Origin of the sequence: Citrobacter sp. Cpo100, from assembly GCF_030332595.1 — a bacterium.
In the GTDB taxonomy this organism is placed as follows: domain Bacteria; phylum Pseudomonadota; class Gammaproteobacteria; order Enterobacterales; family Enterobacteriaceae; genus Citrobacter; species Citrobacter portucalensis.
In genome coordinates this window covers 146,088-172,279 of record NZ_JAOWHM010000035.1, presented here as the reverse complement: position 1 = coordinate 172,279, position 26,192 = coordinate 146,088, and the positions used below count along the sequence as shown (strand labels likewise).

Below are 26,192 nucleotides of genomic sequence, written 5' to 3'. Positions count from 1 at the left end.
TTATTCGGCTGCTCTTCTACAGAACAATGAATTTGTGGAAAATCCATTTCACACTGGGAAAACTAACAATTAATCAGAAAACTATGGGGATTATACCTGCTCTGTTCTTTCGGAAAAGGCTTACAACATTCAGGTTGTTAATGTCAGTTAGGATGTTCTAAAAGATCCAGATGTGTTAATGACTATTGGCATTATTTTACTGCTGTTTGAATTATGGCAGACTGAAAAAAAATTTTAAATGGTAAAAACAATACAATAAACTAATTGTTTAGGATTTGTTAAGGTGGGAATGACGCTATTTGTGCTGGTATGCACAGAATCAGTATGGTTTACTGGGGTGGTGGAAGATAGCATAATACCAGGAATAGTTGTAAATATTAAATAGTTGTGAAATTTAGATCTTTTATCTCATATAAAAATAAGTAATTTCCTAAAAAATCTTATGGCACATAGGGTTATGGTGTTAAATTAAATGAGCAGAGGTAACGCTGAGGCGATGTATCAGGTGCAAAAAACGCTGCCGGTTTGCTAAGCCCAGACGCGCAATCAGCTGGTTCAGGCGATAGATGATACGGTGGTAGGGGCGAGCTTGTAACAAAGCAATCTCTTTTAAGGAGTTACCTTGTAAAAGTAATTCCACCATCTCCCAATCGAGCTGGTTTATGTGCCTGGAGTGAATATAGTTAAGGACTGGCGACAATAAAGCGCGGCGCATCTCCGGGAGGCGCAGGCTACGTGACAAGATATAAAATGGACCGGACAGAGAAATAAAAGGGATTAGGTCTTCATCGTGGCGGGAAAGCAATATGAAGATTTGGATGTTATTCCGCGGTTTAATTAGCTGGCGCAGATACTCCAGAACATCAAAATAAGAGATTGTTAAACCTTCCATATCAACCACTAACTGACTAATTACCGACTCTCGCAGGCTGACTTTGGCCGATTCAATCGTCTGGAAGATCGCGGTACGTGCTCCTGAAAATAAATGTCGACCCAGCGCATAGGCCAGATAGTAATCTGTCGTAATAATCGCCTGAGATATAGTGTCACTCGGTAATGTGTATTCGAGTTTTTGCGTCAGATACTCAAGTTGGTCAAATACCTGTGATGTGTAGTGAGGATATTGCCAGGTACAGTTAGTGTTTCGTATACGGCGATGTCGATCCCGGCGTTTTGCGCTGTGCATCCTTTTCCATTCCATTTCTGTTGCGGCAGGTCTGGATAAATTGCCGACTATAAACATCCCTGACCCAAATTTTCTCCAGCGTAAAGGCGAGTTTCCTTGTGCTGTTGGGTTTCAATGCTTCAGCAATCATCAGACTGGCAATTGCGTATCCCATCAGAATAATCTGCCGGAAGTTTTCTGATGTCTTACTCAATGCCCAAAAAGTCGTTTTATCCAGTTCAACCTCTCTATGGGATTAGATAAAATATTACCGGGTGTGTCTTTCTGTTACCCCGGAAATAGTAAGCCAGGATTATTCTGGCAGCATGGAGATAGGTACAGTAGGTGCCGATACTTAATTGGTGATAAGATTTTTCTCAATAAAAAATCAGGCAGAGAGATGCCACCTAATTTTGTAGAAAGTTCAGATGCGCCCGGATGTATCTTAAGAATTGCTGATCGTTTTTCACATGCAGCTTTTTCATAATGCTGCGACGGGTGGCTTTGGCCTGAATTTCGCTTACCGAGAGCAAGTGAGCTGTTTCGGCTAAGGTATAGCCGCTGGCGAGAAACATTAAGAACTGACGTTCTTCGATAGAAAAGTTGCGAGTGGTGCAGTAATGGCAGATAGTTGCGGGCACGTTGTTGCGCAGCGCACGTTTTTGCAGGATGAGGACTAATTTTTTAGTCATTTCCTCAACGTCATCTTCCCGATAGATCAGTGGCAACATGTACAGGCAGGGCCGGAACATCAGCTTATCTTTATCGTTTCTGTTGCAGATGACTACCCGGTGTTGGCGGCGGGTATGGACCGGAATCTGATAGCAATCGGCGCTGAGCCAATCTTCATCCAGGGAAATAAACGCGATGTCAGCGCGATCGATATCCTCGACAGGCAAAAAGCAAATCTCCTGATGCCACTGATTTGCCAAATGGGAGATGATAATTTTTAGTCCATGTTCGAAGTGACTGTTTTCTTCCTTGATGGCGATACTTAACATTAAAGAGTTCCTGAACCGCTAGAGGGGTAAGGGAATGTTAAGCAAAATCATAAATATTCTAAATACATGTATCCCTAAATCTGGCGTTTCGTGGGCTGAGTTGTTACCAGGCGATTTCCTGGATACCCTTGAACAAGCAGAAAAAATCAACATTCGTTCACTTCGCCAGCAACTGAAACAAAAGGCATTGACTCAGCAGGCGCTGACCGTATAATTCACGCGTTTCATCTGCATGAAGTAATCACTTCGCAATGCGCCCTTAGCTCAGTTGGATAGAGCAACGGCCTTCTAAGCCGTAGGTCGTAGGTTCGAATCCTACAGGGCGTACCATTATATTTCAGTAACTTACCCATTTTCTGCAAGTTCCTTATTTTCCAGATGGGACATATTTGGGACATCATCACTGAAAATCGAGTCAATTTGCTTCGCGTGTTCCGTTAAATGGTTCGGGGCAAGGTGAGCATATCGACGCACCATCTCGATGCTCTCCCATCCTCCCATTTCCTGCAGGACAGAAAGCGGTACTCCTGACTGAATCAGCCAACTGGCCCATGTGTGCCTCAGGTCGTGGAAGCGAAAATCCTCAATCCCGGCCCGGCGGCACGCTGCATTCCATGCCCGCTGATCATCGACGCGCATCTTTCTCACGATTGGCGTCTTTGACCCATCAGGCCGGATGCCTTCTTTCGTATGCACGAACACCCATTTATGATGCTTACCAATCTGATCACGTAAAACCTTACAGGCAGTGTCATTCAGCGCTACGCCAATAGCGCGATTTGACTTGCTGTCTTCAGGGTTTACCCAGGCGACACGACGCTGCATGTCGATCTGCTGCCATTCCATATTGATGATGTTCGAGCGACGCAGACCGGTTGCCAGCGCAAACTTAACAACCGACTTCAGTAGATCCGGACATTCATCAATCAGCCTTTTCGCCTCATCAGCCTCAAGCCACCGGACGCGTTTATTACGCACCGATGGAACCTTGATCACCGGCGCTTTCTCCAGCCATTTCCAGTCACGTTCTGCCGCCCGCAGAATTGCCTTCATCAACGCCAGATGTTTTGCCTTGGTGGAGGTGGTGACCGGTTTAGCTGAATAGACTGGCGCTGGTTCTCCATTCTTCTGCGCCGCTGCAGCTTTGATTTTCCATATCTCAAGCTGCTTGCGGTTGCTCATCTTGTTCACTGCTGAGTAAATCTTTTGCTCGGTCACATCCTTTAACCGGATCCCCTCAAAATGTGCCAGCCAGAAAGCCATTCGGCTGCGATCATCCTTCAGTGATTTCTTCTCTGCCTTTTCCTCCAGCCATCTCATGCAGGCATCGTCAAACGTTACATCGGGGAAATCTCCAAGCCGGTCTACTCGCCACAATTCAGCTTTGCGCTTGTCATGTAGCTCAGTAGCGAGCCGCTTGTCGGAAGTCCCAAGGCTTTCCTTAATTCGCTTCCCGCCCGGTGTCGAGTAGGACGCGTACCATATTTCACCTCTGCGGAAGAGTGACATTGTTTTTCCTCTGTTATGCCATCACCCGCGCTCACGGCGACAGTATGCAGCGGAGAGTTAAGCGCCGCAATGCAGGCCTGTCGTGTTGTGAGGTAAGGGGATTTCGGTTTTGCGGGGTCTTTTCGGGTTGCTTGCAGTCTGCCTGAGCGGATCCAGTTTGTGGCTGTCGGTCTGGATATCTGAAGAAATGCGCAGGCCTCATCGAGTGTGAGGCTGTGTGATTCCATGGTCTCTCCTGTCAGGAAGCGACTACATACAGAGCTACAGAACAGGCGATGAAGGCGATGATTAGCGCGGCAATAAATAGCTTTGCCGATGTGGTGAATTTCATGTTTTCTCCATGGTAAAAGAATGCCCGGACGAACCGGGCAAATGGGGGATAACGTGGCAGTGCATTCGCACCCAATAGCCAGCTCATAACTGGCTATCAGTTGCGTCATGTGGTTGGTGCTTCAGGTAATGGGTGCCAGTGAGTTGGCTTCCACGATGCACCAGGGATAATCCATCCATTCTCATCTGCATCAGGATGCCCAGGACAGTTAGCGGCCCACTTCATTGCATATCCACCAGGTGTTGATTGCCATGGTGTAGCGACAATGACCCCAGTAGCAGTTGGTGGCATCCTGTCGCTGCACTTACTGCAATCATGCCTGGGTGGGGTACTGCAATTGGTGCAGGTGTTGGTGCACTTGGCTCACTTTTCTAAGAGGTTACTATGGCAACCTGGAATCAAGGCATAAGCTCTGGCGGCTTTCTTGCTGGTATCGGATCTCAGAACGCTAACGCGCCACAGGCAAGTGATGCAAACACCGCACTGGCATATATCCGTCAGAATAATGAAGACAACAGGTCAGGGAGAAATAACGTAGGTCTTCAGGCTTTGCAGGGTATCGGTTCTGTAATGGATATCTATAAGCAGCAAGAGCAAGCCAAACGGCAGCAGGATTTTCAGAGTGCTTATGGGCAAGCGTATGCCTCTGGCGATCGCAATGCCATGCGACAACTTGCCTCTCAATTCCCTGACCAGGTAGAGGCGGTTCGTAATGGAATGAAATTTGTAGATGATGACCAACGAGCGACGGTGGGTAATCTTGCCGCTAGCGCACGTCTCGCGGCATCTTCTCCTGAAACTATGGGGGCATGGCTTCAGAATAACGCAGCAGACCTCCAACGTGTAGGGCTAAGCCCTCTGGACGTAGCGCAAACCTATCAGCAGAATCCTCAGCAATTTGGTGAGTTCGTTGATCACCTGGGTATGGCGGCTCTTGGTCCGGTTGATTACTTCAATGCCCAGGACAAGATAGTTGGCCAGGCGCTTAATCGTGACAAACTCAACGAGTCTATCCGCAGTAACCAGGCTGGCGAAGCTCTTCAGCAACGCGGTCAGGATATCACCGTCCGTGGGCAAAACATCAGCGCTCAGAATGCCGCGCTTTCGCGTGAAATTCAGCGGGCCGAATTACAGGATAAGGTTCTCGATCGTCAAATCGCCAGAGAGACTAACCAGATAAAACTGGATGAGCTTAAGCAGAAACAAGCTGATGTGCGTCAGAAGGCAGAAATTGCAAAGTCTGACAGGCAAGCGGCTGCGCAGGGTGCGGTTGATACGTTCAGCACTGCGCTTGATTCTCTTGGTGAAATAGAGAAAAGCCCGGGATTGTCAAAGGCAGTAGGCGTCCGGTCTGCTTTCCCTACAGTGCCAGGGTCTGATGCAGCAAACTTCGAAGCTCGTCTTGATACCTTCAAGGCACAGACGTTCTTGCCTATGGTAGCAAGCTTAAAAGGTATGGGGGCCTTGTCTGATGCTGAAGGTAAAAAGCTATCTGATGCCGTTGGTGCGCTTAGTCCAAAGATGAGCGAGGATGCGTTCAGGTCGTCAATAGGTAAAATTCGCACTCAGTTAGAAAGCAAGCTGGGGACTGTGAAGAAGCAGTTTGACTACCAGGAGCCGGCAGCACCGGCAGCGCAACAACCACAACAGCAAAATGGCTACCAGTCTCTATGGGGTGATTAATGGCTAAGGCATGGAAAGACGTTATTGCCTCTCAACAGTACCAGGCATTAGCACCAGAGCAGAAAGCACAGGCGCAGGAGCAATACTTCAATGAAGTAGTAGCTCCGCAAGCTGGAAGCGACGCAGAACAGGCTAAACAGGCTTTCTATGCTGCTTATCCACCTCCAACGACTCAACAACCCGCACAACAACCACAGGAACCGGCACAGACACAGCAACAAGGTGGCTTCATGTCTGACCTTAGCAATGCTGCTGCGGAGACTGGACGTGGATTGCTTCAGGCTGGCGTTAATCTGGCAAATATACCTGCATCAATGGCTGATGCTGTCGCCAGTGCCGGGGCATGGGCTGGTCAGAAGCTTGGTATTGGTGACGGAAATTATCAGCCAGCGCCTCGCGTCACGACCCAAGGACTTGAGCAGGACTTTGGGTTGCAACAGGGGACGCTTACGCCTCTGACGACGGAAGGTAAAATATTCTCAGAAGCGCTGCCATATTTGACTCCTGTTGGAGCTGAGAGAATTGCAGCGCAAGCTCCATCTATAGCCGGTCGGGTTGCTCAGGGAGCATCTCGTTTGCTGGCTGAAAACGCCGTTGGTTCATTGGCTGCAAATAGTGAGCGTGATAATCCTGAAGCTCTGGCAACAGACTTAGGTACCGGTGTCGTATTGGGTGGGACGATTAACCAGTTAGGTCGTGCAGCCGGTGCTGCTTATCGTGGAGTTCGCGGCACAATCGCGCCAGAAGCGCAGCAGGCTATTCAGTTCGCTAATGCTGCTGACGTTCCTCTGCATACCAGTGACGTTTTGCAACCAAATTCCCGCGTCGGTCGCATGGCGCAGACCACGGCTGAAAACATCCCATTTGCTGGCACAAGCACTATGCGAGCTAATCAGCAAGAAGCTCGAAGTCAGTTGGTTGATGAGTTTTCGTCGCGGTTTGGTGAGTATGATCCGTCGATTGTGGTTGGTAGCCTGAAAGCTAAAACATCAGGCATCAAACGCGCTGCTGGTAATCGTCTGGAGCAAGTACAAAACGCAATGGCAGGCGTAAACATTCAGCCGTCAAAGGCAATTCAGCAGATTGATACTGAAATAGCCAGTTTGCAGAAACTTGGAAAGGTTGCGGATAACGATACGATTTCTAAGCTTCAGGCCTATCGCGATGAGCTTACCCGCAATGCTGGAGCAAACGGCCCAATTGCAATGGATTTGCAGCAGTTAAGCGGATTGAGAAGCCAGTTTAGGCAGGATGTTAAAGGAGAGAGGACAGTCTTACCAAACCGATCTGATGCAGCCATTCAGCGTATTTACAATGCAATGACTGGGGATATCGACAGCGCTATCGGACAGAATCTTGGTAATGACACCCTGCGTCGTTATAAGCAAGCTAACGCCATATACGCTGACGAAGCCAACAAACTCCAGAATACGCGCCTCAAGAACGTAATCATGAAAGGAGACCTAACTCCTGAAGTAGTCAACAACATGCTTTTCAGCAAGAACAAATCAGAGGTTCAGAATCTTTACCGGTCAGTCGGCCAGGTTGGCCGCGCACAAATGCGTAACGGCATTATCGGAAAAGCTATGGAGAAATCAGGCGGCTCTCCAGATCAATTTCTGAGGCAGGTTAACTTGATGTCTAACCAGACGGGAATCGCTTTTAAAGGGCGAGATGCTGCGTATCTGAAGGGGCTGAAGAACTATCTTGAGTCAACCAAGCGAGCAGGTCAGGCCGGGGTAACAACTCCAACTGGCCAGCAGACAATCCCATTCATCTTAGGAATTGGATCGGCAACTAACCCTGCGCTAGTTGGGGGGGGGGCTGGTTATGGATTGCTGGCGAGAATGTATGAGAGTGAACCGGCTCGGAACGCAATGCTTCGCCTCGCTAACACTCCGCGTGGTTCTACCGCGTTTGAGAAAGCATTAGCTGAAGTTGAGCGTGCTGTTAACTCCGTTGCTCAAGGCGCTAAATCAGACGCATTAAGCGAATAACAACTTACCTACGACAATTCCGCATAGTAACAAAGCAAAGTTAAGCAAATCACGTTCCATAAAGTCTCCTTATTTTTAACTAATTATAACCCAAATATATCGCAACGCTGCGCAAGTTTTAGCTTGTGCGGCTTTGCTGCGCCTGGAGCATATTAAATGTCAGACATCATACCTAATGTTGTCGTGAGCCAACCAGCTCAGTTATTCACATTGGCTCGTTCATTTAAAGCCAACGCTAACGGTAAAGTTTATATCGGTCAGATTGATACTGACCCGGTTAATCCAGCTAATCAGATTCAGGTATACATTGACCCAGAAGATGGTTCAGATCCAATACCAGTTTCTCAGCCAATCATTATAAACGCTGCCGGCTATCCGGTTTACAACGGGCAAATTGCTAAATTCGTTACCGTTGAGGGCCATTCAATGGCAATTTACGACGCTTATGGCTCTCAGCAATTCTACTATCCAAACGTATTAAAGTACGACCCTGACCAGTTCGAGCAGAGATTTACCGCAGAACTACAGTCTGCTGATGGCTCTACTATGGTTGGATACAATCTCAACCAGCCATCCTCACAACTTACCACTGTAGACAGAAAGCTCAGAAACTCCATCGACCTGGCTGCTGATTTTGTTCCAGGCGGGGTGATTACAGGTCAACCAGATCTGACTGCAAATCTCCAGGCTGCTATTGTGGCCGCATTTACTCTTGGTATTCCAGAAGTAACGGTAATTGGTGATTTTTACATCTCAGATACAGTGTTGCTATATCCTGGCGTTACGTTGAAGGGCGGCGGTTACGATAAGACAGTAATCAGAGCCTCAAGTAGTTTTCCGGCTGGCGGAACAATGATAAGATCTCATCGCCCAACAGGATGGGTTCCTGGCTGTAATAATATTGGAATCAATGACGTATACCTAGTCGGTAGATCAGCTAAGGATGTTCATGCTGTAGATTTTGGTGATTGTAACTACTTTCATTTATACAGATTAAGAACAGATCTGTTCGATAAAGCAATTTCATTTAACCGATGGATTGATGATGGAAGAACTGGAACTTCACCTAATTTCACATATCCCAGGGCGCTATCTCCTTCAATCGGCGGTCAAGCATATTTTGGTAAAATTGAAATGTGCGCCGCTATAGATTGCATTAGAGCTTTATATTTTTCAGGTGTATATAATAGAAATACTGAAATAAGTTGCACATGGTCATCTTGCGCATTAGCCTATGATTTTAGTAATACTCGAGGAGTATACGAAACAAACACATTTATCTCTACAAATGTTGAAGGGTGTCAAGAAGTATGGTCATGGTTCTATAGCATTAACTCTCCATATGCCAATACATGGATCACGATGTCGATTGATAGCAGCAACGCATTTACATGCCAAGCTAGAGATGGAGGGCGTCAAACATTCATCAACCTTTCGCTATTCCCATACAATGACCCAGCAAAAGTTAATTGGATACTTGATAACCCAAATGGAAATAGAAGCACTGTTGTTGGTACAGACATAGGCGAAAATCTAGGTGATTATCAACTAAAAACACAGTTTCGTGAAGAAATTCACGGCTTGGTAGGTTTTTATAACAAGGTTTTCGGTTCAGGTACCTTATCATCAACTATTGCGGCCAATGGAGGAACATATAATATATTTGTTTTAGTCCCAGGGCTAACTTCTGGGGCTGCTGTAAGTTGGACTCTTGGCCAACTATATCCAGGATTAGTTGTTCAGGTAGCATCAATTTTAGCAGGGGGAGCAAATGTTCAAGTGGTTAACATTTCATCAAGCGATGTTACTATCAATACTACTATTAATATAACAGGTATCTCGAAGAGTTTTCTATAAAATATAATCATAGATGATAGGTTTAGTTAGTTATGAAGCATGCCATTTTTATTGGCATGCTTTCAAATTACTTAAAATAAATAATTGATATATTATTGTATACGTAATAATTATATACATTGTTTGATGTTTCTGGGTTTAAGGATGATACATTATCACGTATATAATCAATTTCCTGATCAGAAGCAAATTGTTTCCTTGGCATTCCATTTGCTAACAATGTATATCTTCCACCATCATATCCACCTCTAAATACTACAGGTAACAAGTCTTCTATGATTGGGAAGGATCTTAGCACGGGCATCGTCCTTGGAGCGTAGCTTGGTTTGCCGATGATGGCTATTTTTTCACCTGATCCATATTGTTGCATATCAAATATTATAGATTTTGATATAGAATCAGCTTGACTAAGCTCAAATTTTGATGCGTTTAAAGTAGCGGCACACAAAACCAATTGAGGTATAAGTAAAAACAAACAAACTGGCATGGCAATTATATTACTGGCCCTAACTTTATGTAATACAATGATAGGAAGCACTAAGAAAACAGAAAGACCACAAAAAACCCTTGGGAAGAATGATGCAAACTGACCAAAATATACTATCCCGCATATTGAGAATGCACATGTAATTACAGCAATAAAATAAAAAATAAGAATGTAAATATCTCTTTGTTTCATTGATCTGTGAATGACATATGCTAATGATACAATGTAAGCAAAAGTAATTGGATATAATAACCCGCTTCCTAAAAGCTTTTTAACATATATAATCGACGTGCTTATATTATTAACAAATATATTCATGCCTTCTATAGACGGATCAATTGCCTTATTAAACTCAGTGAAGTGGGCGTTTAATGGAATAAATTTCAATATCAAAGCATATATTGCATAAGATAAAATAAAAATAATTGCACTATGTAAAATTGAAATTATTGATTTCTTTAAATATTTTGTTTTGCAGTATATAACATATGCATATATAGAAGTAAAGCCAATAAAAACATTTACAGATGACTGGTATAAACAAAAAGATGAAACTAATGATATTACTGTTAATGCAGACCAAATCCATTTGTTATCCCTATTCAATGCAAATGGAAGTGATGATAAAATCATGGCCAGAAGCATAAATGCCCCGTCAAACCTAAATAATAGATTTGAAATAAAGAAGGTATTAGATAAAAATACAATTGGTATAATGTATTTAAAACTTCCTTCTTCATCGCATAAGTTTTCTACTATCTTGTAAAAAACAAAAGAAAATAAAAGTGATGATATCAGCAATGGTATTGGGTAAATATCTGGAAGATATAATGAATTTAATGGTAAAAATATCCTGTAAAAAATATCTGCCAAAGGTCTACCATCATCACCCCATAAAAAATAACCATCTACAACTCTGAATAAATCATCTCCATAATAAATGTCTAAAACTACAAATTGCAAAATATAAGCCATTACGCTAAATAAAATTAAAAACTTCCATTCCTTGATCATTTTTTAATCACCATCTTTTTTAAAATGTACCTAGGCCTTGATTTCGACTCTACGTAAATTCTACCTATATACTCACCAAGAACGCCAATTCCAATTAATTGAACTCCACCAAGGAAAAGTATAGACACTAACAGAGAAGGATATCCTCTGACCGGATTACCAAATGCTAATGTGTCCACAATCATCCATGCACCATACATAAAAGAAATCCCAGCCACTACAATTCCTATGTAGGTCCACATGCGGAGAGGGAAAGTTGAAAAACTTGTGATCCCCTCAAGAGCAAGATTCCAAAGTTTCCAGCCGTTAAATTTTGAATCACCGGCCACACGCTCAGCTCTGGCATATTCAACAACGTCAGTTTTTCCTCCTACCCAGCTAAGAATGCCTTTCATGAAGAGATTACGCTCTGGCAATTGCTTTATGTTCTCAACCACGTTACGTGACATTAGTCTAAAATCGCCAACATTCTCCTCAATTTTAGGAGTGCTTATCTTGTTGTGTAGTTTGTAAAACCACTCTGCTGTCTTGCGCTTAAGTCTACCATCTGTAGAACGATCAGAACGTTTTGCCAATACCATATCGGAGCCGGATTTCCATTTCTCAATGAGTCGAGGGATGACCTCTATTGGGTCCTGCAAATCAACATCAATCGGTATTATTGCGTCTCCGGTTGCATGATCGAGCCCTGCGAAAAGTGCTGGCTCTTTTCCAAAGTTCCTGGTGAATGATAATGGCATTACAAGCGGGTCAGAAACTGCCAGTGCATTGATAATTGACTCTGTGCTGTCATTACTTCCATCATTTATGAATATTATCTCAACTTCGTATGGTTTAAGATCTTCAAATTCTCTTACGGTTTTATAAAAAATTGGTATGGTAGCTTCTTCATTGAAGACCGGAACGACTAAAGAAATTTTCATTTCTTATCCCTAAAAATAATGAATTTTGAATAGATGAACCCGCATATCAGACTGATGGCAGAGAATAATATTAGCGTGATGATAGGTGCCATTCCTGATTTATCTGCAGCCCAACCAACAATAACGCTCAGTGCTCCCATGAACCCTACATAGAGCATGTAGCGCATAGTTGTAGCTGATGCCTTGAAGGTGAATTTTGCATTAGCAAAGAAACTGAACGAAACTGCAACAACGAACCCGGAAAAGTTACCGAGAGCTTGCCCTGTATGAAGTGCGTAAATGCAAATGGCGAACACTACCCAATGAATAAGAGTATTGATAACACCTATTGATGTGTACCTAGCGAATAGCTTTAACATTATAAAAATCAGTTAATTCTTAGAGGCCGAAAGTTTAGCATTTGAAAGTGGATCGATCGACATATCATGTTGGCGAGGTGGGACAAAAATGGGACGTAAAGGTTTTTATATGCCTTTCGACCAATTTCTATCTTTTTCGAAGATGGGACGTGTGAGCGCAGTGTTGGTGGGGTATGTTATTGACTTAGAAGGTAGTTCTAGGAACTTCTAAGCCGTAGGTCGTAGGTTCGAATCCTACAGGGCGTACCATTCAAAGTCAGTCCCTATGCTCAGCTTCAACGTATCGTTACGCGCGGGACGGTTTTTCTTTTTCCAGCCAACGTTCTACCTCATAAAGACTTTGTTGGATCTCCTCTCTGAGTGAAAAATCACCCAACGGCTGCTGTTCAAGTGCTGCACACATCGTGCTGGCTGAGCGCATTCCCATGCTGGCGCAGCTGCTTTTTAGCTGATGCGTCAGACGTTTTATCCGCTCGTCGTCATGTGCTGCGCGGGCAGCGTCAATCTCATCTAATACAGGAAGAGTGTGTTGCTTAAAGAGCGCTAACCATTCGTGCACCTTTTGCCATCCCATAACCTGGATATCTCCAGACAACTGCTGAAAATCTAACCGTTTGTTGTCATTTTCTGATGCAAGCGGGAGAGTCGCACTACCGTGCAGATAATGCGTAATAAGTCGACTGAGTTCATCCCGGGGGACTGGTTTTTGAATAATGCCGAGGAACAGGGTGCTGGTTCTTTGGCTTAGCGTTTCGTCGATGACGTGCGCGCTAAAGCCGATCAGGCTAAGTGCCGGATAGTCGTGGGCTAACTGCTGCGCCAGCGTGATCCCGTCGATATCAGGAAGATCGAAATCAACCAGAGCAGCATCGTAGCGTGTATCTTCCTGCAATATTTTTAGCGCCTCAGCGGCGCTGCTGGCAGCAGTAACCTGTGCGCCATTGAGGATGAGCATTTCAGTACTGATACGTTGTGTAAGAGGATTATCCTCGATAAGCAATAAGCGTAAGCCCTGTAACGATATGGAGCGTTGTGCGGGTTTCATGATGGGCATCGTGGTTGCCCGCAATGGCAGACGCAGCTGGAAACAACTCCCGACGCCGGGCGTGCTGGTGACGCTCAGCTCTCCCTGCATTGCCTGGGCGAGACTGGCGCTGATGGTTAGTCCGAGTCCGGTTCCACCTCGTTTACTGCTTACCTGAACAAACGGCTGAAAAATATCGTGCTGGCGGGCAGGGTCAATACCACATCCCGTATCTTCAACCTCGATGTACCAGTTTTTGCCCTCACATCGGCTACGCAGTATGATGTGTCCCCGATCGGTAAAGCGTAGTGCGTTGTTTAATAAATTAGTAATGATTTGCCGAATGCGGCGCGGATCGCCACGCAGGGAAGCGGGAACGTCATCGGCAAAATCCGCAACCAGCACGACCGGGCGACCAGCAACGCGGCTGTTCATGAGTTGAAGCGTACTTTCCAGCAAGGGTTTGGGTTCAAAAGGCTCATCGCCTATTGCCACATTTTTTCCACCGGCTTCGATGGCGGAATAGTCCAGGATATCGTTGAGGATGGTCAGCAAAGACTCGCCCGAGTCGGTGATTGCGCGTAGATTTTCCCGATGCTGTGCCAGGGAGGGATTGTCTGAGAGTAACTGCGCAGTGCCGAGGATACCATACAGCGGGGTGCGTATTTCATGGCTCATGGCGGCAAGAAACGCCGATTTTGCCTGGTTAGCTTTTTCAGCTTCTGCACGGGCCTGTCGGTGTTCAGATACCATAGAACGCAGCTCGGCGGTGCGAGCTTTAACCTGTGCGGCCAGATGTTCGCGATGGCTATTGAGGGCGTGAACACTGCCGCGAAAGGCATCCATCAACCGCCCGATGGTATCCAGTTCACGAACGCCTGCGGTTTCCGGGAATGGGGAGTCAATATCCCCCTCAAGCAGACGCTGTAACGCCTGGGTTTGCTGTGCCAGTGGTCGAGTGACTGAGCGATAAACCACACGCCAAAGTATAAGAATCAGCAAACATAATGACACGCCACCTAACAGCAGCAGCAAGTGTTGCCCGCGCTGGCTGGTCTGTTTGAGATGCGCCAGTCCACTTTGATTACGCTGGCCGATGATTTCCACCAACTGGCTGACTTCGCTACTGAAACGGGTAAATTGCTCGATATTATTCTGCGATAAGATCTGCAATTGGGTCGTGATGTCATTATCCTGGCGATACAGGGACAGCAGCTCAACATAACGGCTAATCGTATTGACGGTGTTGGCCACCTGAGTGCGCACCACGGGATCTTCAATACGTATTTGTCGGCGCTGAAGTACTCTGACGGCGGCATTCAACTGGTTTTCCAGCGCAGCCAGGTTATTCTGCGCCTGGTTATTCCCCAGATTCATCACCATTTGCTGCACGCGTAGCGCACTCAGGCGCAGTTCATTCATCTGGTTATAATATTCCAGATCGATATCGATGAGCCTGTCCAGCGCGTGTTCAGCGGCCTGCCCCTGATGGCTCTCAATCAAATCGTAAATGCTGGCCTGTGTCGCACCCGCCGACGTGGCGGCATTACTGGCCTGACCGCGTGCCATTTCGGCAACGTCAGCGGTGGCCTCAATAATTTGCTGGCTGAGTTGTTGCTGTTGAGCACGTAATTTCAGGCGTTCGCCAACCATCTCCCCCTGGTGGCTTAACGATCGGGCGATTTCTTTCTCCTGCTGTTCAATGGCAGAAGTATCAAAGCCCTGTTCACGAAGGGTTTTGAGTAATGTGGTTATTTTCAGACTCTGGGCGGTTAGCATTCTCCCCTGAGCCAGCCACATATTTTCATTGTCTGCGGTGGTCAGATTTTGTGCGGAAAACAGTTCCCAGGCGCTGGCTTCGCTGAGCTGGCGTGCCATATCCATGGTTGGAATTAGCGCCTGGGTATTGGCCTGCTCAACCTGGCTGACAAAACGCAGGTTATACCAGCCTGTCAGCGTACTGATGAGAGTCAGTGCCGCCATCAGCGCAAAGCCTATCCACAGTCGTTTGGTCAGAGATAAATTCACTGTCTGGTCGCCACAGATTAAAAAGGTTGAGTCCAAAAGAGGAAAGCAACTAGGATAAAGCCTTATCAATGTTGAGGCTATCATGCGCGTATTGGTTTTCCTGTTAATCACGCTTTTTCCCGGTTTGAGTTATGCGGCCGGGTCCGCATTGCTGCGCTGGCAGGATACGCAGCAGGCAGTCCCGGAGGTGCAATCGGACGTTACTGCAAACAAAGTCTGGAAACTTTGCGCGCTGTATCCCAGCCTGAAAGACTCCTATTGGCTTTCCGTGAATTACGGCATGCTTGAGGCGGCGAGAAAATACGGAGTAAGTCTGAAGGTGTTAGAGGCGGGAGGGTATCGTCAGTTCTCCACGCAAAAAACACAAATCGCCCAGTGCCAGCAATGGGGAGCAGATGCCATATTGCTGGGTAGCAGCACGACGACCTTCCCGGATCTTTCCGCGCAGGTAGGCGCGTTGCCGGTCATTGAGGTAGTGAATGCGATAGACGATCCGACGGTGAAAGCACGGGTCGGCGTTCCGTGGTTCCAGATGGGGTACCAGCCGGGCCGCTATCTGGTCAAGTGGAGCGGCGGCAAACCGTTAAAGGTTCTGCTATTGCCAGGACCTGATGACGCCGGAGGCAGCCGCGAAATGGTGGCAGGATTCCGTCAGGCGATTGCCGCTAGTCAGGTGAACATCGTGGATGTGGCGTTGGGGGATAATGATATTGAAGTTCAGCGCAACCTGTTGCAGGAGATGCTTGAGCGTCACCCGGATGTCGATGTGGTTGCCGGTACGGCAATTGCTGCGGAAGCGGCGATGGGAGAGAAGCGGAATCCGGGGACGCCGCTAACCGTGGTCTCTTTTTACCTGTCGCATCAGGTGTATCGCGGACTTAAACGCGAAAGAATCATTATGGCTGCCAGCGATCAGATGGTCTGGCAAGGTGAACTGGCGATTCAACAGGCGATCAGGGTGCTACAAGGGCAACCGGTACCGGAAAATATCAGTCCGCCGATCCTGGTGCTCACCCCGAAAAATGCCGACAGCCAGCATGTTCAACGCTCGCTGTCTCCTGGCGGGTTCCGTCCGGTTTATCTGTATCAGTACACGTCGGCCGCTAAAAAATAACCTTCGCCGTGCTGTGTCACCAGTAAATCAGCCCGTAGCTTGTGGCGCAAACGGCGGATCAGTACATCTACGGTGCGTAAGTCTGGATTGTCTACCCGTCGTGCCGAAAGCATACGCAGTAAACGTTCGCGGCTGAGAATTTCCCCCGGATTGGTGACAAAGGCGACCAGCATTTCATACTCGGCGCGGGTGAGTTTGATCGTCTCATCGCCCAGCTCCAGGGTATGCCGGGAGACATTCAGGCAGTATCCGGCAAACTGATAGCAGTTATCTTTGGTCTCCGGCTGTGCCTGGCGGGCAAGATCGATACGCCAGAGCAAATTTTTAACCCGAACCACCAGTTCACGTAGCTCCAGTGGCTTGGTGACATAATCATCAGCGCCCATTTCCAGGCCAACGATCCGGTCAATTTGATCGCTACGACCTGTCACCAGAATGATCCCCACCGTTGAGCGTTCGCGCAGGGCGCGGGTCAGCATTAAGCCATTTTCGTCCGGGAGGTTGATATCCAACAGAATGAGATCGACAGGATGTTGTGACATTATTTCACGCAGACCAGCTCCGCTGGCGGTGACAGAGACATGATAACCTTCCTGTTCAAAATATGCCTGTAACCTCGCCTGGGTAACGGGTTCATCTTCAACAATGACAATGTGATGCGGCATCCTGATGGTGTTCTCTTTCTGTTCATATCTGTTCACATTGTGCCGTAAGCCATTCATCCTGACCAGTGTTGCTGTTCACATTTGAGAAATAAGATCCTCTGTAACTAAACCATAAGATTACAGGGGCTATTATGCGGAAACTATGGAGGGCGCTGCTCAGACCGAGCGCACGTTGGTCAGTGTTGGCGCTGGTCGTTATCGGGATTGTGGTCGGTATTGCGCTGATCGTCTTGCCGCACGTTGGTATTAAATTAACGAGTTCTACCGAGTTTTGCGTGAGCTGCCACAGTATGCAGCCGGTTTACGAAGAATATAAACAGTCTGCGCATTTTCAGAATGCCTCCGGGGTGCGCGCAGAATGTCATGACTGCCACATTCCATCCGATATTCCAGGCATGGTGAAACGTAAGCTGGAGGCCAGCAACGATATTTACCAAACCTTTGTTGCCCACTCTATTGATACTCCAGAGAAATTCGAAGCCAAACGCGCTGAGCTGGCGGAGCGCGAATGGGCGCGAATGAAGGAGAACAACTCCGCGACCTGTCGTTCTTGTCATGACTATGATGCGATGGACCACGCGAAACAACATCCTGAAGCTGCGCGCCAGATGAAGATTGCGGCCAAGGACAACCAATCCTGTATCGACTGCCATAAAGGTATTGCACACCAGCTTCCCGATATGAGCAGCGGTTTCCGCAAGCAGTTTGATGAGTTACGCGCCAGGGCGAACGACGATGGCGAGACGCTCTACTCTCTGGACATCAAACCTATTTATGCCGCCAAAGGTGATAAAGAACCTGCAGGTTCACTGCTGCCCGCTTCTGAAGTGAAAGTGTTAAAGCGTGACGGTGACTGGCTGCAAATTGAAATTGTGGGCTGGACCGAGAGTAATGGGCGTCAGCGCGTGTTGGCGCAACTGCCGGGCAAGCGCATTTTTGTGGCTTCCATTCGTGGCGACATCCAGCAGCACGTGAAGACGCTGGAGCAAACCACCGTTGCGGAAACGAATACGCCATGGAGTAAATTGCAGGCCACTGCCTGGATGCAGAAGGGCGATATGGTTAACGATATCAAACCTATCTGGGCTTATGCCGACTCGCTCTATAACGGAACCTGTAACCAATGCCACGGTGCACCAGAGAAAGAACACTTTGATGCTAACGGTTGGATTGGCACGTTGAACGGCATGATTGGATTTACCAGTCTGGATAAACGTGAAGAACGTACCTTGCTGAAATATTTGCAGATGAATGCCTCTGACACTACGGATAAGCCGCATGGCGATAAGGGAGAAAGCAATGAAAAATAACGATCTCTTTCAGGCATCGCGCCGACGTTTTTTGCTGCAACTGGGCGGCTTGACCGTAGCTGGTATGTTAGGGCCTTCGCTGCTCACGCCGCGTAGCGCTAATGCCGCAGAGGTGCAGGGGGCAGGCGTCAAAGAGGGGATTCTGACCGGTTCTCACTGGGGGGCGATTCGTGCCACCGTGGTTGACGGTCGTTTCATTGAAGCCAGGCCGTTCGAGCGCGATAAATACCCGTCAAAAATGATCGCCGGACTCCCGGATCACGTACACGGTGGAGCGCGTATTCGCTACCCGATGGTCCGCGTGGACTGGTTGCGTAAACGCCATCAGAGCGATACCTCACAACGTGGAGATAACCGCTTTGTGCGCGTTTCGTGGGATGAAGCGCTGGATTTCTTCTATCAGGAGCTGGAGCGCATTCAGAAGACTTATGGTCCGAGCGCGCTGCTAACGGCCAGCGGCTGGCAATCGACCGGGATGTTCCACAATGCTTCCGGGATGCTGGCGCGTGCCATTGCGCTGCATGGCAACAGCGTGAGTACGGGGGGCGACTATTCCACCGGTGCCGCTCAGGTGATCCTGCCGCGTGTAGTCGGGTCAATGGAGGTATATGAGCAGCAGACTTCCTGGCCACTGGTACTCGAAAACAGCAAAACCATTGTGCTGTGGGGTTCTGACCTCATCAAAAACCAGCAGGCGAACTGGTGGTGTCCAGATCATGATGTCTACGAATACTACGAGCAACTGAAGGATAAAGTGGCGCGGGGCGAGATTTCGGTCATCAGCGTTGACCCGGTCATTACCTCGACTCACGACTACCTGGGCCGCGACAAGGTTAAGCACATCGCCGTGAATCCGCAGGCTGATGTGCCGCTACAGCTGGCGCTGGCACACACGCTGTATACCGAGAAGCTCTACGATAAGCATTTCCTCGAGAACTACTGCGTTGGGTTTGAGCAATTTCTGCCTTATCTGCTGGGAGAAAGTGACGGACAGCCTAAAGATGCTCAGTGGGCGGAAAAAATCTGCGGGATTGATGCTGAGACAATCCGTGAACTGGCGCGGCAGATGGCGGGGGGCAGAACGCAAATTATTGCTGGCTGGTGCGTGCAGCGTATGCAGCACGGGGAACAGTGGGCGTGGATGATCGTGGTGCTGGCCTCAATGCTCGGGCAAATTGGCTTACCCGGGGGGGGATTTGGCTTTGGCTGGCACTACAACGGCGCGGGCACCCCAGGGCGTAAAGGCGTTATCCTGAGCGGATTTTCTGGTTCCACCACCGTTCCACCGGTACATGACAGCACCGATTATAAGGGCTACAGCAGTACCATCCCGATCGCGCGTTTTATCGATGCGATTCTGGAGCCGGGCAAGAGCATCAACTGGAACGGTAAAACCGTCAAGCTGCCACCGTTGAAGATGTGCGTTTTTGCCGGGACCAACCCTTTCCATCGTCACCAGCAGATCAACCGTATTATTGAGGGCTGGCGCAAGCTGGAAACCGTTATCGCCATCGACAATCAGTGGACTTCGACCTGTCGATTCGCCGATATCGTATTACCGGCGACGACCCAGTTTGAACGTAACGATCTCGACCAATATGGCAACCACTCCAACCGCGGCATTATCGCTATGAAGCAGCTGGTGCAGCCGCAGTTTGAAGCGCGTAATGATTTCGATATTTTCCGCGATCTTTGCCGCCGCTTTAACCGTGAAGAAGCGTTCACAGAAGGGTTGGATGAGATGGGCTGGTTGAAGCGCATCTGGCAGGAAGGAAGCCAGCAAGGGAAGGGACGCGGTGTTCATCTTCCGGCTTTCGACGTTTTCTGGAATCAGCAAGAGTACGTTGAATTCGAACATCCGCAGATGTTTGTCCGTCATCAGGCCTTCCGCGAAGATCCCGACCTTGAGCCTCTGGGGACGCCGAGCGGTTTGATCGAGATCTATTCGAAAACTATTGCCGATATGCAATATGACGATTGTCAGGGGCATCCAATGTGGTTTGAGAAAATCGAACGTTCACACGGTGGGCCTGGATCGCAGCGTTGGCCGCTGCATCTGCAATCCGTCCACCCGGATTTCCGTCTGCATTCACAGCTCTGCGAGTCCGAAGCGCTGCGTAAGCATTACGCGGTAGGTGGCAAAGAGCCGGTGTTTATTAACCCGCAGGATGCCAGCGCCAGGGGGATCCGCAACGGCGATATAGTTCGTGTATTTAATGCGCGTGGACAAGTGCTGGCCGGCGCGGTTGTCTCCGATCTCTACTCGCCGGGCGTGGCGCGCATCCATGAAGGTGCCTGGTACGATCCTGATAACGGTGGAGAAAGCGGAGCGCTGTGTAAATACGGTAATCCGAACGTGTTAACCCTAGATATCGGCACGTCTCAGCTGGCGCAGGCGACCAGTGCGCATACTACGCTGGTGGAAATTGAGAAATATACCGGTAAGGTGGATAACGTGACGGCGTTCAGCGGCCCGATAAAAATGGTGGCGCAGTGCGAATATGTCCCGGCACAGAAGGTGACGTCATGATGAAACACACCTCCCTGACGACAGAACAGATGGCCTGTGTTTATGCATGGTTGGCGCAAATGTTTTCCCGGGAGCGTGACGATGAGGGATTAGCGCAATTGCAGTCCAGCGAAATGACGGAGTGGTTCACCGTGCTCAAAGGTGAACCGTCGCTTGAGGCCGATGTTCTTTTGCTGGAAGCGAAAATTGCCGCGCTCAAGGTACGTGAAGATGCTACCCTGGAACTGGCGGCTGATTTTTGCAGCCTGTTCCTGATGTCGGATAAACACGCCGCGTTACCCTATGCGTCGGCTCATCTTGAAGAAGGGCCAAACTACGGGGTCATTAAACAACTGTTATCTGATGCGGGCATGCAGGTAAGCGATACGTTTAGCGAATCAGCCGATCATCTGGCGATTTTTATCGAACTGCTGAGCCATCTGCATTTTTCTCTTGGTGAGCCAGGGGTTAGCCGTCAGCGTATTGATGCGTTGCGCAGAGAAACGCTGGCGGGGCTGTTACGCTGGTTACCGGAGTTCACCGCTAAATGCCGCCGATATGATGACTTTGGTTTCTACGGTGCGTTGAGCCAGCTGCTGCTGGCATTTGTCAGGCTGGATCATCAGAACTGAGTGATGGCCTGAGCCACAGAAAAACGGGAGCACATTCGCTCCCGTTTTAACCCTATCACCGCACAACCAGCACCGGGCATTTCGCGTGGCGGACTACGGCTGCCGCCGTTGAACCCAGTAAATAAGTGCTAAACCCCGGTTTGTGTGAGGCGATGACGATAAGCTCGGCGTCAACCGCCTCCGCCAGCTTGAGGATCTGATCCTTCGGCGGGCCGTAAACGACGTGGGTTTGAGTCCTGCCGGCAGGAATATTGAACTGCTTAATAATTTCTTCGAGTTTTTCGCTGGCCTTGGCCTGCAGACCACTTCTGTCCGGAAATTCGGTAGAGTAGGCCAGTCCCAGCGAGGCATAGAACGGAACGGTAGGAATAACGGCTAAAAAGTGGACCTTCGCGGTTTTGGCATGCGCCTGGACCTGCGGCACAACATGACGAGTGAGATCGGCTTCAGAGATATCAATGGGCACCAGAATTGAGCGATACATATTCACTACCTCCTGTTTGTTTTACCTCTACCCTGAGTGTAGCGAAAGTTGTTTCTGTATAATAAGTGACCAGATCAAGGATGTGTGCATCAGTGCGTGTCATTAAGCAGTATGTACTGTAAGCCTATCTTGAATGTATTTCTCAGCAAAACCAAAAGAGATGTCCCCTCGTTAATGCTTGCCATCTCGAAATAGAAAAGGGTGCTTTTTTATATTTTCCATTGTATATTTAATTATATAACGATGGCCGTTAAGGGGGTAATTTCAACAGCGTTATGAACTCCGTAATTTTTTATTCTGACATCATCTTACTTTACAGATGTATAAACTTGGTAAGTGGTTTAAAAATCTGTTTTTAAAGAAAAAACAATAATTACATTTCGTTCTCACTAATTATGCGAGCCTCTTCAAACTTACCCATTTGCTGATTCTAATTTCTCTCCGTGCTTGATGAATATCAATAAATAGCTGCTTTAGGATATTTATTGTCTACCCCTAAAAGGGTATTCGTCTGATGGAATTAAAAGATGAGAAAAATAAATAAAACTATCCTATGGACGATGCTGCTGTGCATTGTTCTTGGTGCAGTTATTGTTTTGGCAGGGCAATGGACATTACATAAAACCTCGAGTACAGAATTCTGTTTGTCTTGCCATACGATGCAGGCGCCCTACGAAGAATATACAGGCTCGGTTCACTTCCAGAATCAGAAAGGCATTCGCGCAGAGTGCGCGGACTGTCATATCCCGGAGGGCGGTCTGGATTTTCTGGTGGCTAAGCTGCGGGCCTCAAAAGATGTTTATCATCAGTTCATAACCAAAAAAATCGATACCCCGGAAAAATTTGAAGAACACCGTCTGGAGATGGCGCAAACCGTTTGGGCACAGCTCAAGGCTAATGATTCTGCGACCTGCCGTAGCTGCCACAGTATGGACGCCATGGATCTTGCCGCACAAAGCGCGGATGCTCAGAAGATGCACAAAATGGGCATCGCGGAAAAGCAAACCTGTATTGATTGCCATAAAGGCGTCGCCCATTTCCCACCTGAAATAAAAATGGATGACAGTGCGCTTAAAGGACTTGAAGCGCAGTCAGCCTCCACCCCAGCTTCAGCAACTGAACTTTATGCTGTAAGCAACACCGCGCTTGGCGAACTGGGAACTGTTTACCCGGCAACCAAAATGCAGGTCCTGAAAACAACGGACAATGCGCGACTGGTCGAGATTCGCGGTAGCCAGATGCAAGGAAGTGAACAGGTTATTTACTACGCAGCAGGGCAGCGTTTGATTCTTGCCAGCCTGAGTGAAAAAGGTCAACAGTCGCTGAAGATCCTCTCAGACTGGAAAAAAGATGACTACGGCAATGCGTGGCGAGATGTCGTGCTGCAGGGCGAATGGAGCGGTTCCGCACTCGCCAGCCGTGAACCTATGTGGGATTACGCGCGCAAACTCGACAATGTGTACTGCGCAGGCTGTCATGCGCCAATTCCGGCGAATCATTTCACGCTCAACGCCTGGCCTTCAGTAGCCAAAGGGATGGGGGCTCGCACCAATATCAGTGAAACCGAACTGGATATCCTGAGCCGTTACTTCCAGTACAACGCTAAAGACATGAATAAATAAGCGATCAATCAGGAGAAATCATGAAACTCACAAGACGTGACTTTATTAAGACGGCTGGCGCGGCAACCGGGACAATGGCGATTTCTTCGGTGATCCCAATGCCAGCCTGGGCCGAAGGCCAGAATGGCGGAGCAATCCTGACGGCAGCACGTTGGGGTGCGGTATACGTGGAAGTAAAAGACGGAAAAGTGGTTTCCTCAAAAGGTGCGTTGCCGAAAACGGTGCCGAACTCATTACAGCAAACCGCGCCAGATCAGGTTCATACCAATATCCGCGTTAAGTATCCGATGGTGCGCAAAAGCTATCTGGAAAACCCGGGTAAAGCGGATGGCAAACGCGGTAACGATCCCTTTGTGCGGGTCAGCTGGGAACAGGCGCTGAAGCTCATTCATGAACAGCACAGCCGGATCCGCAGCAGCTATGGTCCCGCTTCGATATTTGCCGGTTCTTATGGCTGGCGATCCAGCGGCGTTCTGCATAAGGCGCAAACCTTACTGCAACGTTATATGAGCATGGCCGGTGGCTACGCTGGGCATACCGGAGATTATTCAACCGGTGCCGCGCAGGTGATCATGCCTTATGTTGTGGGATCGGTTGAGGTCTATGAGCAGCAAACCACCTGGCCGATGGTGCTTGAGCACAGTCAGGTCGTGGTGCTGTGGGGGATGAACCCGCTCAACACCCTTAAGATTGCTTGGAGCAGCACGGATGAACAAGGGATCGAATACTTTAATCTGCTGAAGAAATCAGGGAAAAGCGTCATCGCCATCGATCCGATGCGTTCTGAAACTATCGAGTTCTTTGGTGATAATGCGACCTGGATTGCGCCACATATGGGGACCGATGTGGCAATGATGTTAGGGATTGCCCATACGCTGGTGAAGAAAAACCTTCACGACAAAGCCTTCCTGGAAAAATACACTACCGGATATCCGCAGTTTGAAGAGTACCTGCTCGGCAAGAGCGATAAAGTAGAGAAAACCGCCGAGTGGGCATCTGGCGTGTGTGGCGTGCCTGCTGAGCAACTGGAAAAGCTGGCGGAAATTTTCTCCAGCAACAAAACCATGCTCATGGCAGGTTGGGGGATTCAGCGCCAGCAATACGGTGAGCAAAAACACTGGATGCTGGTGACTCTGGCGGCGATGCTGGGGCAAATTGGTACCGAAGGCGGCGGCTTCGGGTTCTCTTATCACTATTCCAACGGCGGTAATCCAACGCGCATCGGTGGAGTCTTACCGGCGATCTCCGCCAAAATTGAGGGTGGGTCATCGGCAGGTAATGACTGGGCGGTTTCCGATGCGGTGACCAGCCTGCCGGTAGCGAGAATTGTCGAGGCGCTGGAAAACCCAGGCGGCAAATATCAACATAACGGTAAAGAGCAAACCTTCCCGGATATCAAAATGATCTGGTGGGCGGGCGGCGCTAACTTTACCCATCATCAGGATACCAACCGCTTAATCAAAGCCTGGCAGAAGCCTGAACTGGTTGTCATCTCTGAATGCTACTGGACCGCTGCGGCCAAACACGCCGATATCGTTCTGCCAATCACCACCTCGTTTGAGCGTAACGATCTGACCATGACCGGTGATTACAGTAACCAGCATCTGGTACCGATGAAGCAGGTCATTGAGCCGCAGTTTGAAGCGCGTAGTGATTTTGACGTATTTGCCGATCTGGCTGAGATGCTCAAGCCGGGGGGGAAAGCTGTCTACACCGAAGGCAAAGACGAAATGGCGTGGCTGAAGCAGTTCTATGACGTCGCGCAAAAAGCCGCCCGCGCCCAGCGTGTTGCCATGCCTCAGTTCAACGCGTTCTGGCAGCAGAATAAGCTGATCGAAATGCGTGAGAATGAAAAGAATAACAAATATGTGCGCTACGCGGATTTCCGCAGCGATCCGGTGATGAACGCACTCGGAACGCCGAGCGGCAAGATTGAAATCTACTCGAAAACGATTGAAGGCTATCAGTATAAAGACTGTCCGCCGCATGCGTCCTGGATTGAACCGGATGAATGGAAAGGAACTGCGGATAAAGATCAGCTGCAGCTACTGACGGCGCACCCGGCACATCGTCTGCATAGCCAGCTGAACTACGCGTCGCTACGTAAAGAGTACGCAATTGCCAATCGTGAACCGGTGACGATTCATCCGGATGACGCAAAAGCCAGAGGGATTGCCGAGGGCGATCTGGTCCGCGTATGGAATGCTCGTGGACAGGTTCTGGTTGGGGCGCACGTCAGCGACGGCATCAAACCGGGTATCATCTGTATTCATGAAGGCGCATGGCCGGATATTGAAAACGGTATCTGTAAAAATGGCGGCGCGAACGTGCTGACGGCGGATATCCCGACTTCAAGACTGGCGAATGGTTGTGCCGGGAATACCAGCCTGGTATACGCAGAAAAATACACCGGTGAAGCGCCAAAACTCACCGTCTTTGATGAGCCAGCAATTGTCACCATGTAATGATGACTGATAA

Annotated in this window: 18 protein-coding genes, 1 tRNA gene and 3 pseudogenes; 11 read left to right on the top strand and 11 right to left on the bottom strand. The window is 48.4% G+C overall.

The genetic code is table 11. The features are described from left to right. Positions 1-463: 463 nt before the first annotated feature. Positions 464-1,186: a fimbria biosynthesis regulator FimY gene (gene fimY / locus OGX96_RS13285; RefSeq protein ID WP_128612050.1), complete on the bottom strand. Its 723-nt coding sequence runs from the start codon at positions 1,184-1,186 to the stop codon at positions 464-466. 386 nt (positions 1,187-1,572) lie between these two features. Further along, positions 1,573-2,166 (bottom strand): fimbria biosynthesis transcriptional regulator FimW, encoded by a 594-nt coding sequence (gene fimW, locus OGX96_RS13280; protein ID WP_008784010.1) that lies wholly within the window; start codon positions 2,164-2,166, stop codon positions 1,573-1,575. A gap of 34 nt (positions 2,167-2,200) precedes the next feature. Here fimW and OGX96_RS13275 point away from each other — a divergent pair, with 34 nt between their 5' ends. Further along, positions 2,201-2,380, top strand: coding sequence for a hypothetical protein (locus tag OGX96_RS13275; protein ID WP_003831122.1), 180 nt, complete (start codon positions 2,201-2,203; stop codon positions 2,378-2,380). Between the two features lie 39 nt (positions 2,381-2,419). Then, positions 2,420-2,496: transfer RNA gene (locus OGX96_RS13270), tRNA-Arg, on the top strand. 15 nt (positions 2,497-2,511) lie between these two features. On the opposite strand, the gene OGX96_RS13265 is transcribed toward OGX96_RS13270, so the two are convergent. The 3 genes and pseudogenes from OGX96_RS13265 to OGX96_RS13255 all read right to left on the bottom strand — a co-directional run. Next, positions 2,512-3,675 (bottom strand): integrase, encoded by a 1,164-nt coding sequence (locus tag OGX96_RS13265; RefSeq protein ID WP_198801685.1) that lies wholly within the window; start codon positions 3,673-3,675, stop codon positions 2,512-2,514. Positions 3,676-3,809: 134 nt separating this feature from the next. Further along, positions 3,810-3,902 (bottom strand): annotated as a pseudogene (locus OGX96_RS13260) (helix-turn-helix domain-containing protein); the annotation flags it as partial. A gap of 209 nt (positions 3,903-4,111) precedes the next feature. Then, positions 4,112-4,309: pseudogene (locus tag OGX96_RS13255) on the bottom strand (DUF551 domain-containing protein); the annotation flags it as partial. An 81-nt stretch (positions 4,310-4,390) separates the two neighbouring features. Here OGX96_RS13255 and OGX96_RS13250 point away from each other — a divergent pair. The 3 genes and pseudogenes from OGX96_RS13250 to OGX96_RS22700 all read left to right on the top strand — a co-directional run. After that, the gene (locus tag OGX96_RS13250; protein WP_167820303.1) at positions 4,391-5,689 is read left to right on the top strand and encodes a phage DNA ejection protein; all 1,299 of its coding nucleotides are present in this window, start codon (positions 4,391-4,393) and stop codon (positions 5,687-5,689) included. After that, positions 5,689-7,686 carry a P22-gp16 family phage DNA ejection protein gene (locus OGX96_RS13245; RefSeq protein ID WP_286583268.1) on the top strand — a complete coding sequence of 666 codons (1,998 nt, stop codon included), beginning with the start codon at positions 5,689-5,691 and terminating at the stop codon, positions 7,684-7,686. Before OGX96_RS13250 ends, OGX96_RS13245 begins: the two co-directional genes overlap by 1 nt. A gap of 156 nt (positions 7,687-7,842) precedes the next feature. Beyond that, positions 7,843-8,194: pseudogene (locus OGX96_RS22700) on the top strand (phage tailspike protein); the annotation flags it as partial. A gap of 1,416 nt (positions 8,195-9,610) precedes the next feature. On the opposite strand, the gene OGX96_RS13235 reads toward OGX96_RS22700, so the two are convergent. The 4 genes from OGX96_RS13235 to torS all read right to left on the bottom strand — a co-directional run bounded on the left by OGX96_RS13235 (position 9,611) and on the right by torS (position 15,378). Then, entirely contained in the window at positions 9,611-11,044 is a 1,434-nt protein-coding gene (locus OGX96_RS13235; RefSeq protein WP_167820304.1) for a glucosyltransferase domain-containing protein, read from the bottom strand. Further along, on the bottom strand, positions 11,041-11,967 hold the full coding sequence (locus OGX96_RS13230; RefSeq protein ID WP_167820305.1) for a glycosyltransferase family 2 protein: 927 nt from the start codon (positions 11,965-11,967) through the stop codon (positions 11,041-11,043). The genes OGX96_RS13235 and OGX96_RS13230 overlap by 4 nt, the downstream gene beginning before the upstream one ends. Beyond that, positions 11,964-12,326 carry a GtrA family protein gene (locus OGX96_RS13225; RefSeq protein WP_167820306.1) on the bottom strand — a complete coding sequence of 121 codons (363 nt, stop codon included), beginning with the start codon at positions 12,324-12,326 and terminating at the stop codon, positions 11,964-11,966. The genes OGX96_RS13230 and OGX96_RS13225 overlap by 4 nt, the downstream gene beginning before the upstream one ends. Before the next feature lie 286 nt (positions 12,327-12,612). After that, entirely contained in the window at positions 12,613-15,378 is a 2,766-nt protein-coding gene (gene torS, locus OGX96_RS13220) for a TMAO reductase system sensor histidine kinase/response regulator TorS (RefSeq protein WP_198801686.1), read from the bottom strand. 82 nt (positions 15,379-15,460) lie between these two features. Between torS and torT the strand changes: the two genes are divergently transcribed. Then, positions 15,461-16,492, top strand: a complete 1,032-nt coding sequence (gene torT / locus OGX96_RS13215) for a TMAO reductase system periplasmic protein TorT (RefSeq protein WP_198801687.1) — start codon at positions 15,461-15,463, stop codon at positions 16,490-16,492. Here torT and torR read toward each other — a convergent pair. Beyond that, complete coding sequence (torR, locus tag OGX96_RS13210; RefSeq protein ID WP_020996565.1) at positions 16,465-17,157, bottom strand: two-component system response regulator TorR; 693 nt, start codon at positions 17,155-17,157, stop codon at positions 16,465-16,467. The two genes, torT and torR, sit on opposite strands and share 28 nt — an antisense overlap. A gap of 131 nt (positions 17,158-17,288) precedes the next feature. Between torR and torC the strand changes: the two genes are divergently transcribed. Genes torC through torD form a run of 3 tightly spaced genes read left to right on the top strand, consistent with a single transcriptional unit; the run spans position 17,289 to position 21,608 of the window. Beyond that, positions 17,289-18,467, top strand: a complete 1,179-nt coding sequence (gene torC, locus OGX96_RS13205) for a pentaheme c-type cytochrome TorC (protein WP_003831126.1) — start codon at positions 17,289-17,291, stop codon at positions 18,465-18,467. Next, positions 18,457-20,997 carry a trimethylamine-N-oxide reductase TorA gene (torA, locus tag OGX96_RS13200; RefSeq protein ID WP_235124873.1) on the top strand — a complete coding sequence of 847 codons (2,541 nt, stop codon included), beginning with the start codon at positions 18,457-18,459 and terminating at the stop codon, positions 20,995-20,997. The genes torC and torA overlap by 11 nt, the downstream gene beginning before the upstream one ends. Further along, a complete protein-coding gene (gene torD / locus OGX96_RS13195) occupies positions 20,994-21,608 on the top strand; it encodes a molecular chaperone TorD (protein WP_286583261.1) in 615 nt (204 codons plus the stop codon). Before torA ends, torD begins: the two co-directional genes overlap by 4 nt. A 55-nt stretch (positions 21,609-21,663) precedes the next feature. Here the strand turns inward: torD and uspF are convergent, their stop codons facing one another. After that, positions 21,664-22,092, bottom strand: coding sequence for a universal stress protein UspF (uspF, locus tag OGX96_RS13190; protein ID WP_003831130.1), 429 nt, complete (start codon positions 22,090-22,092; stop codon positions 21,664-21,666). Positions 22,093-22,619: 527 nt separating this feature from the next. On the opposite strand from uspF, the gene OGX96_RS13185 reads away from it, so the two are divergent. Continuing rightward, positions 22,620-23,714 (top strand): NapC/NirT family cytochrome c, encoded by a 1,095-nt coding sequence (locus OGX96_RS13185; RefSeq protein ID WP_286583259.1) that lies wholly within the window; start codon positions 22,620-22,622, stop codon positions 23,712-23,714. 20 nt (positions 23,715-23,734) lie between these two features. Next, the gene (locus OGX96_RS13180) at positions 23,735-26,179 is read left to right on the top strand and encodes a trimethylamine-N-oxide reductase 2 (protein WP_032942601.1); all 2,445 of its coding nucleotides are present in this window, start codon (positions 23,735-23,737) and stop codon (positions 26,177-26,179) included. Positions 26,180-26,192 lie beyond the last annotated feature (13 nt).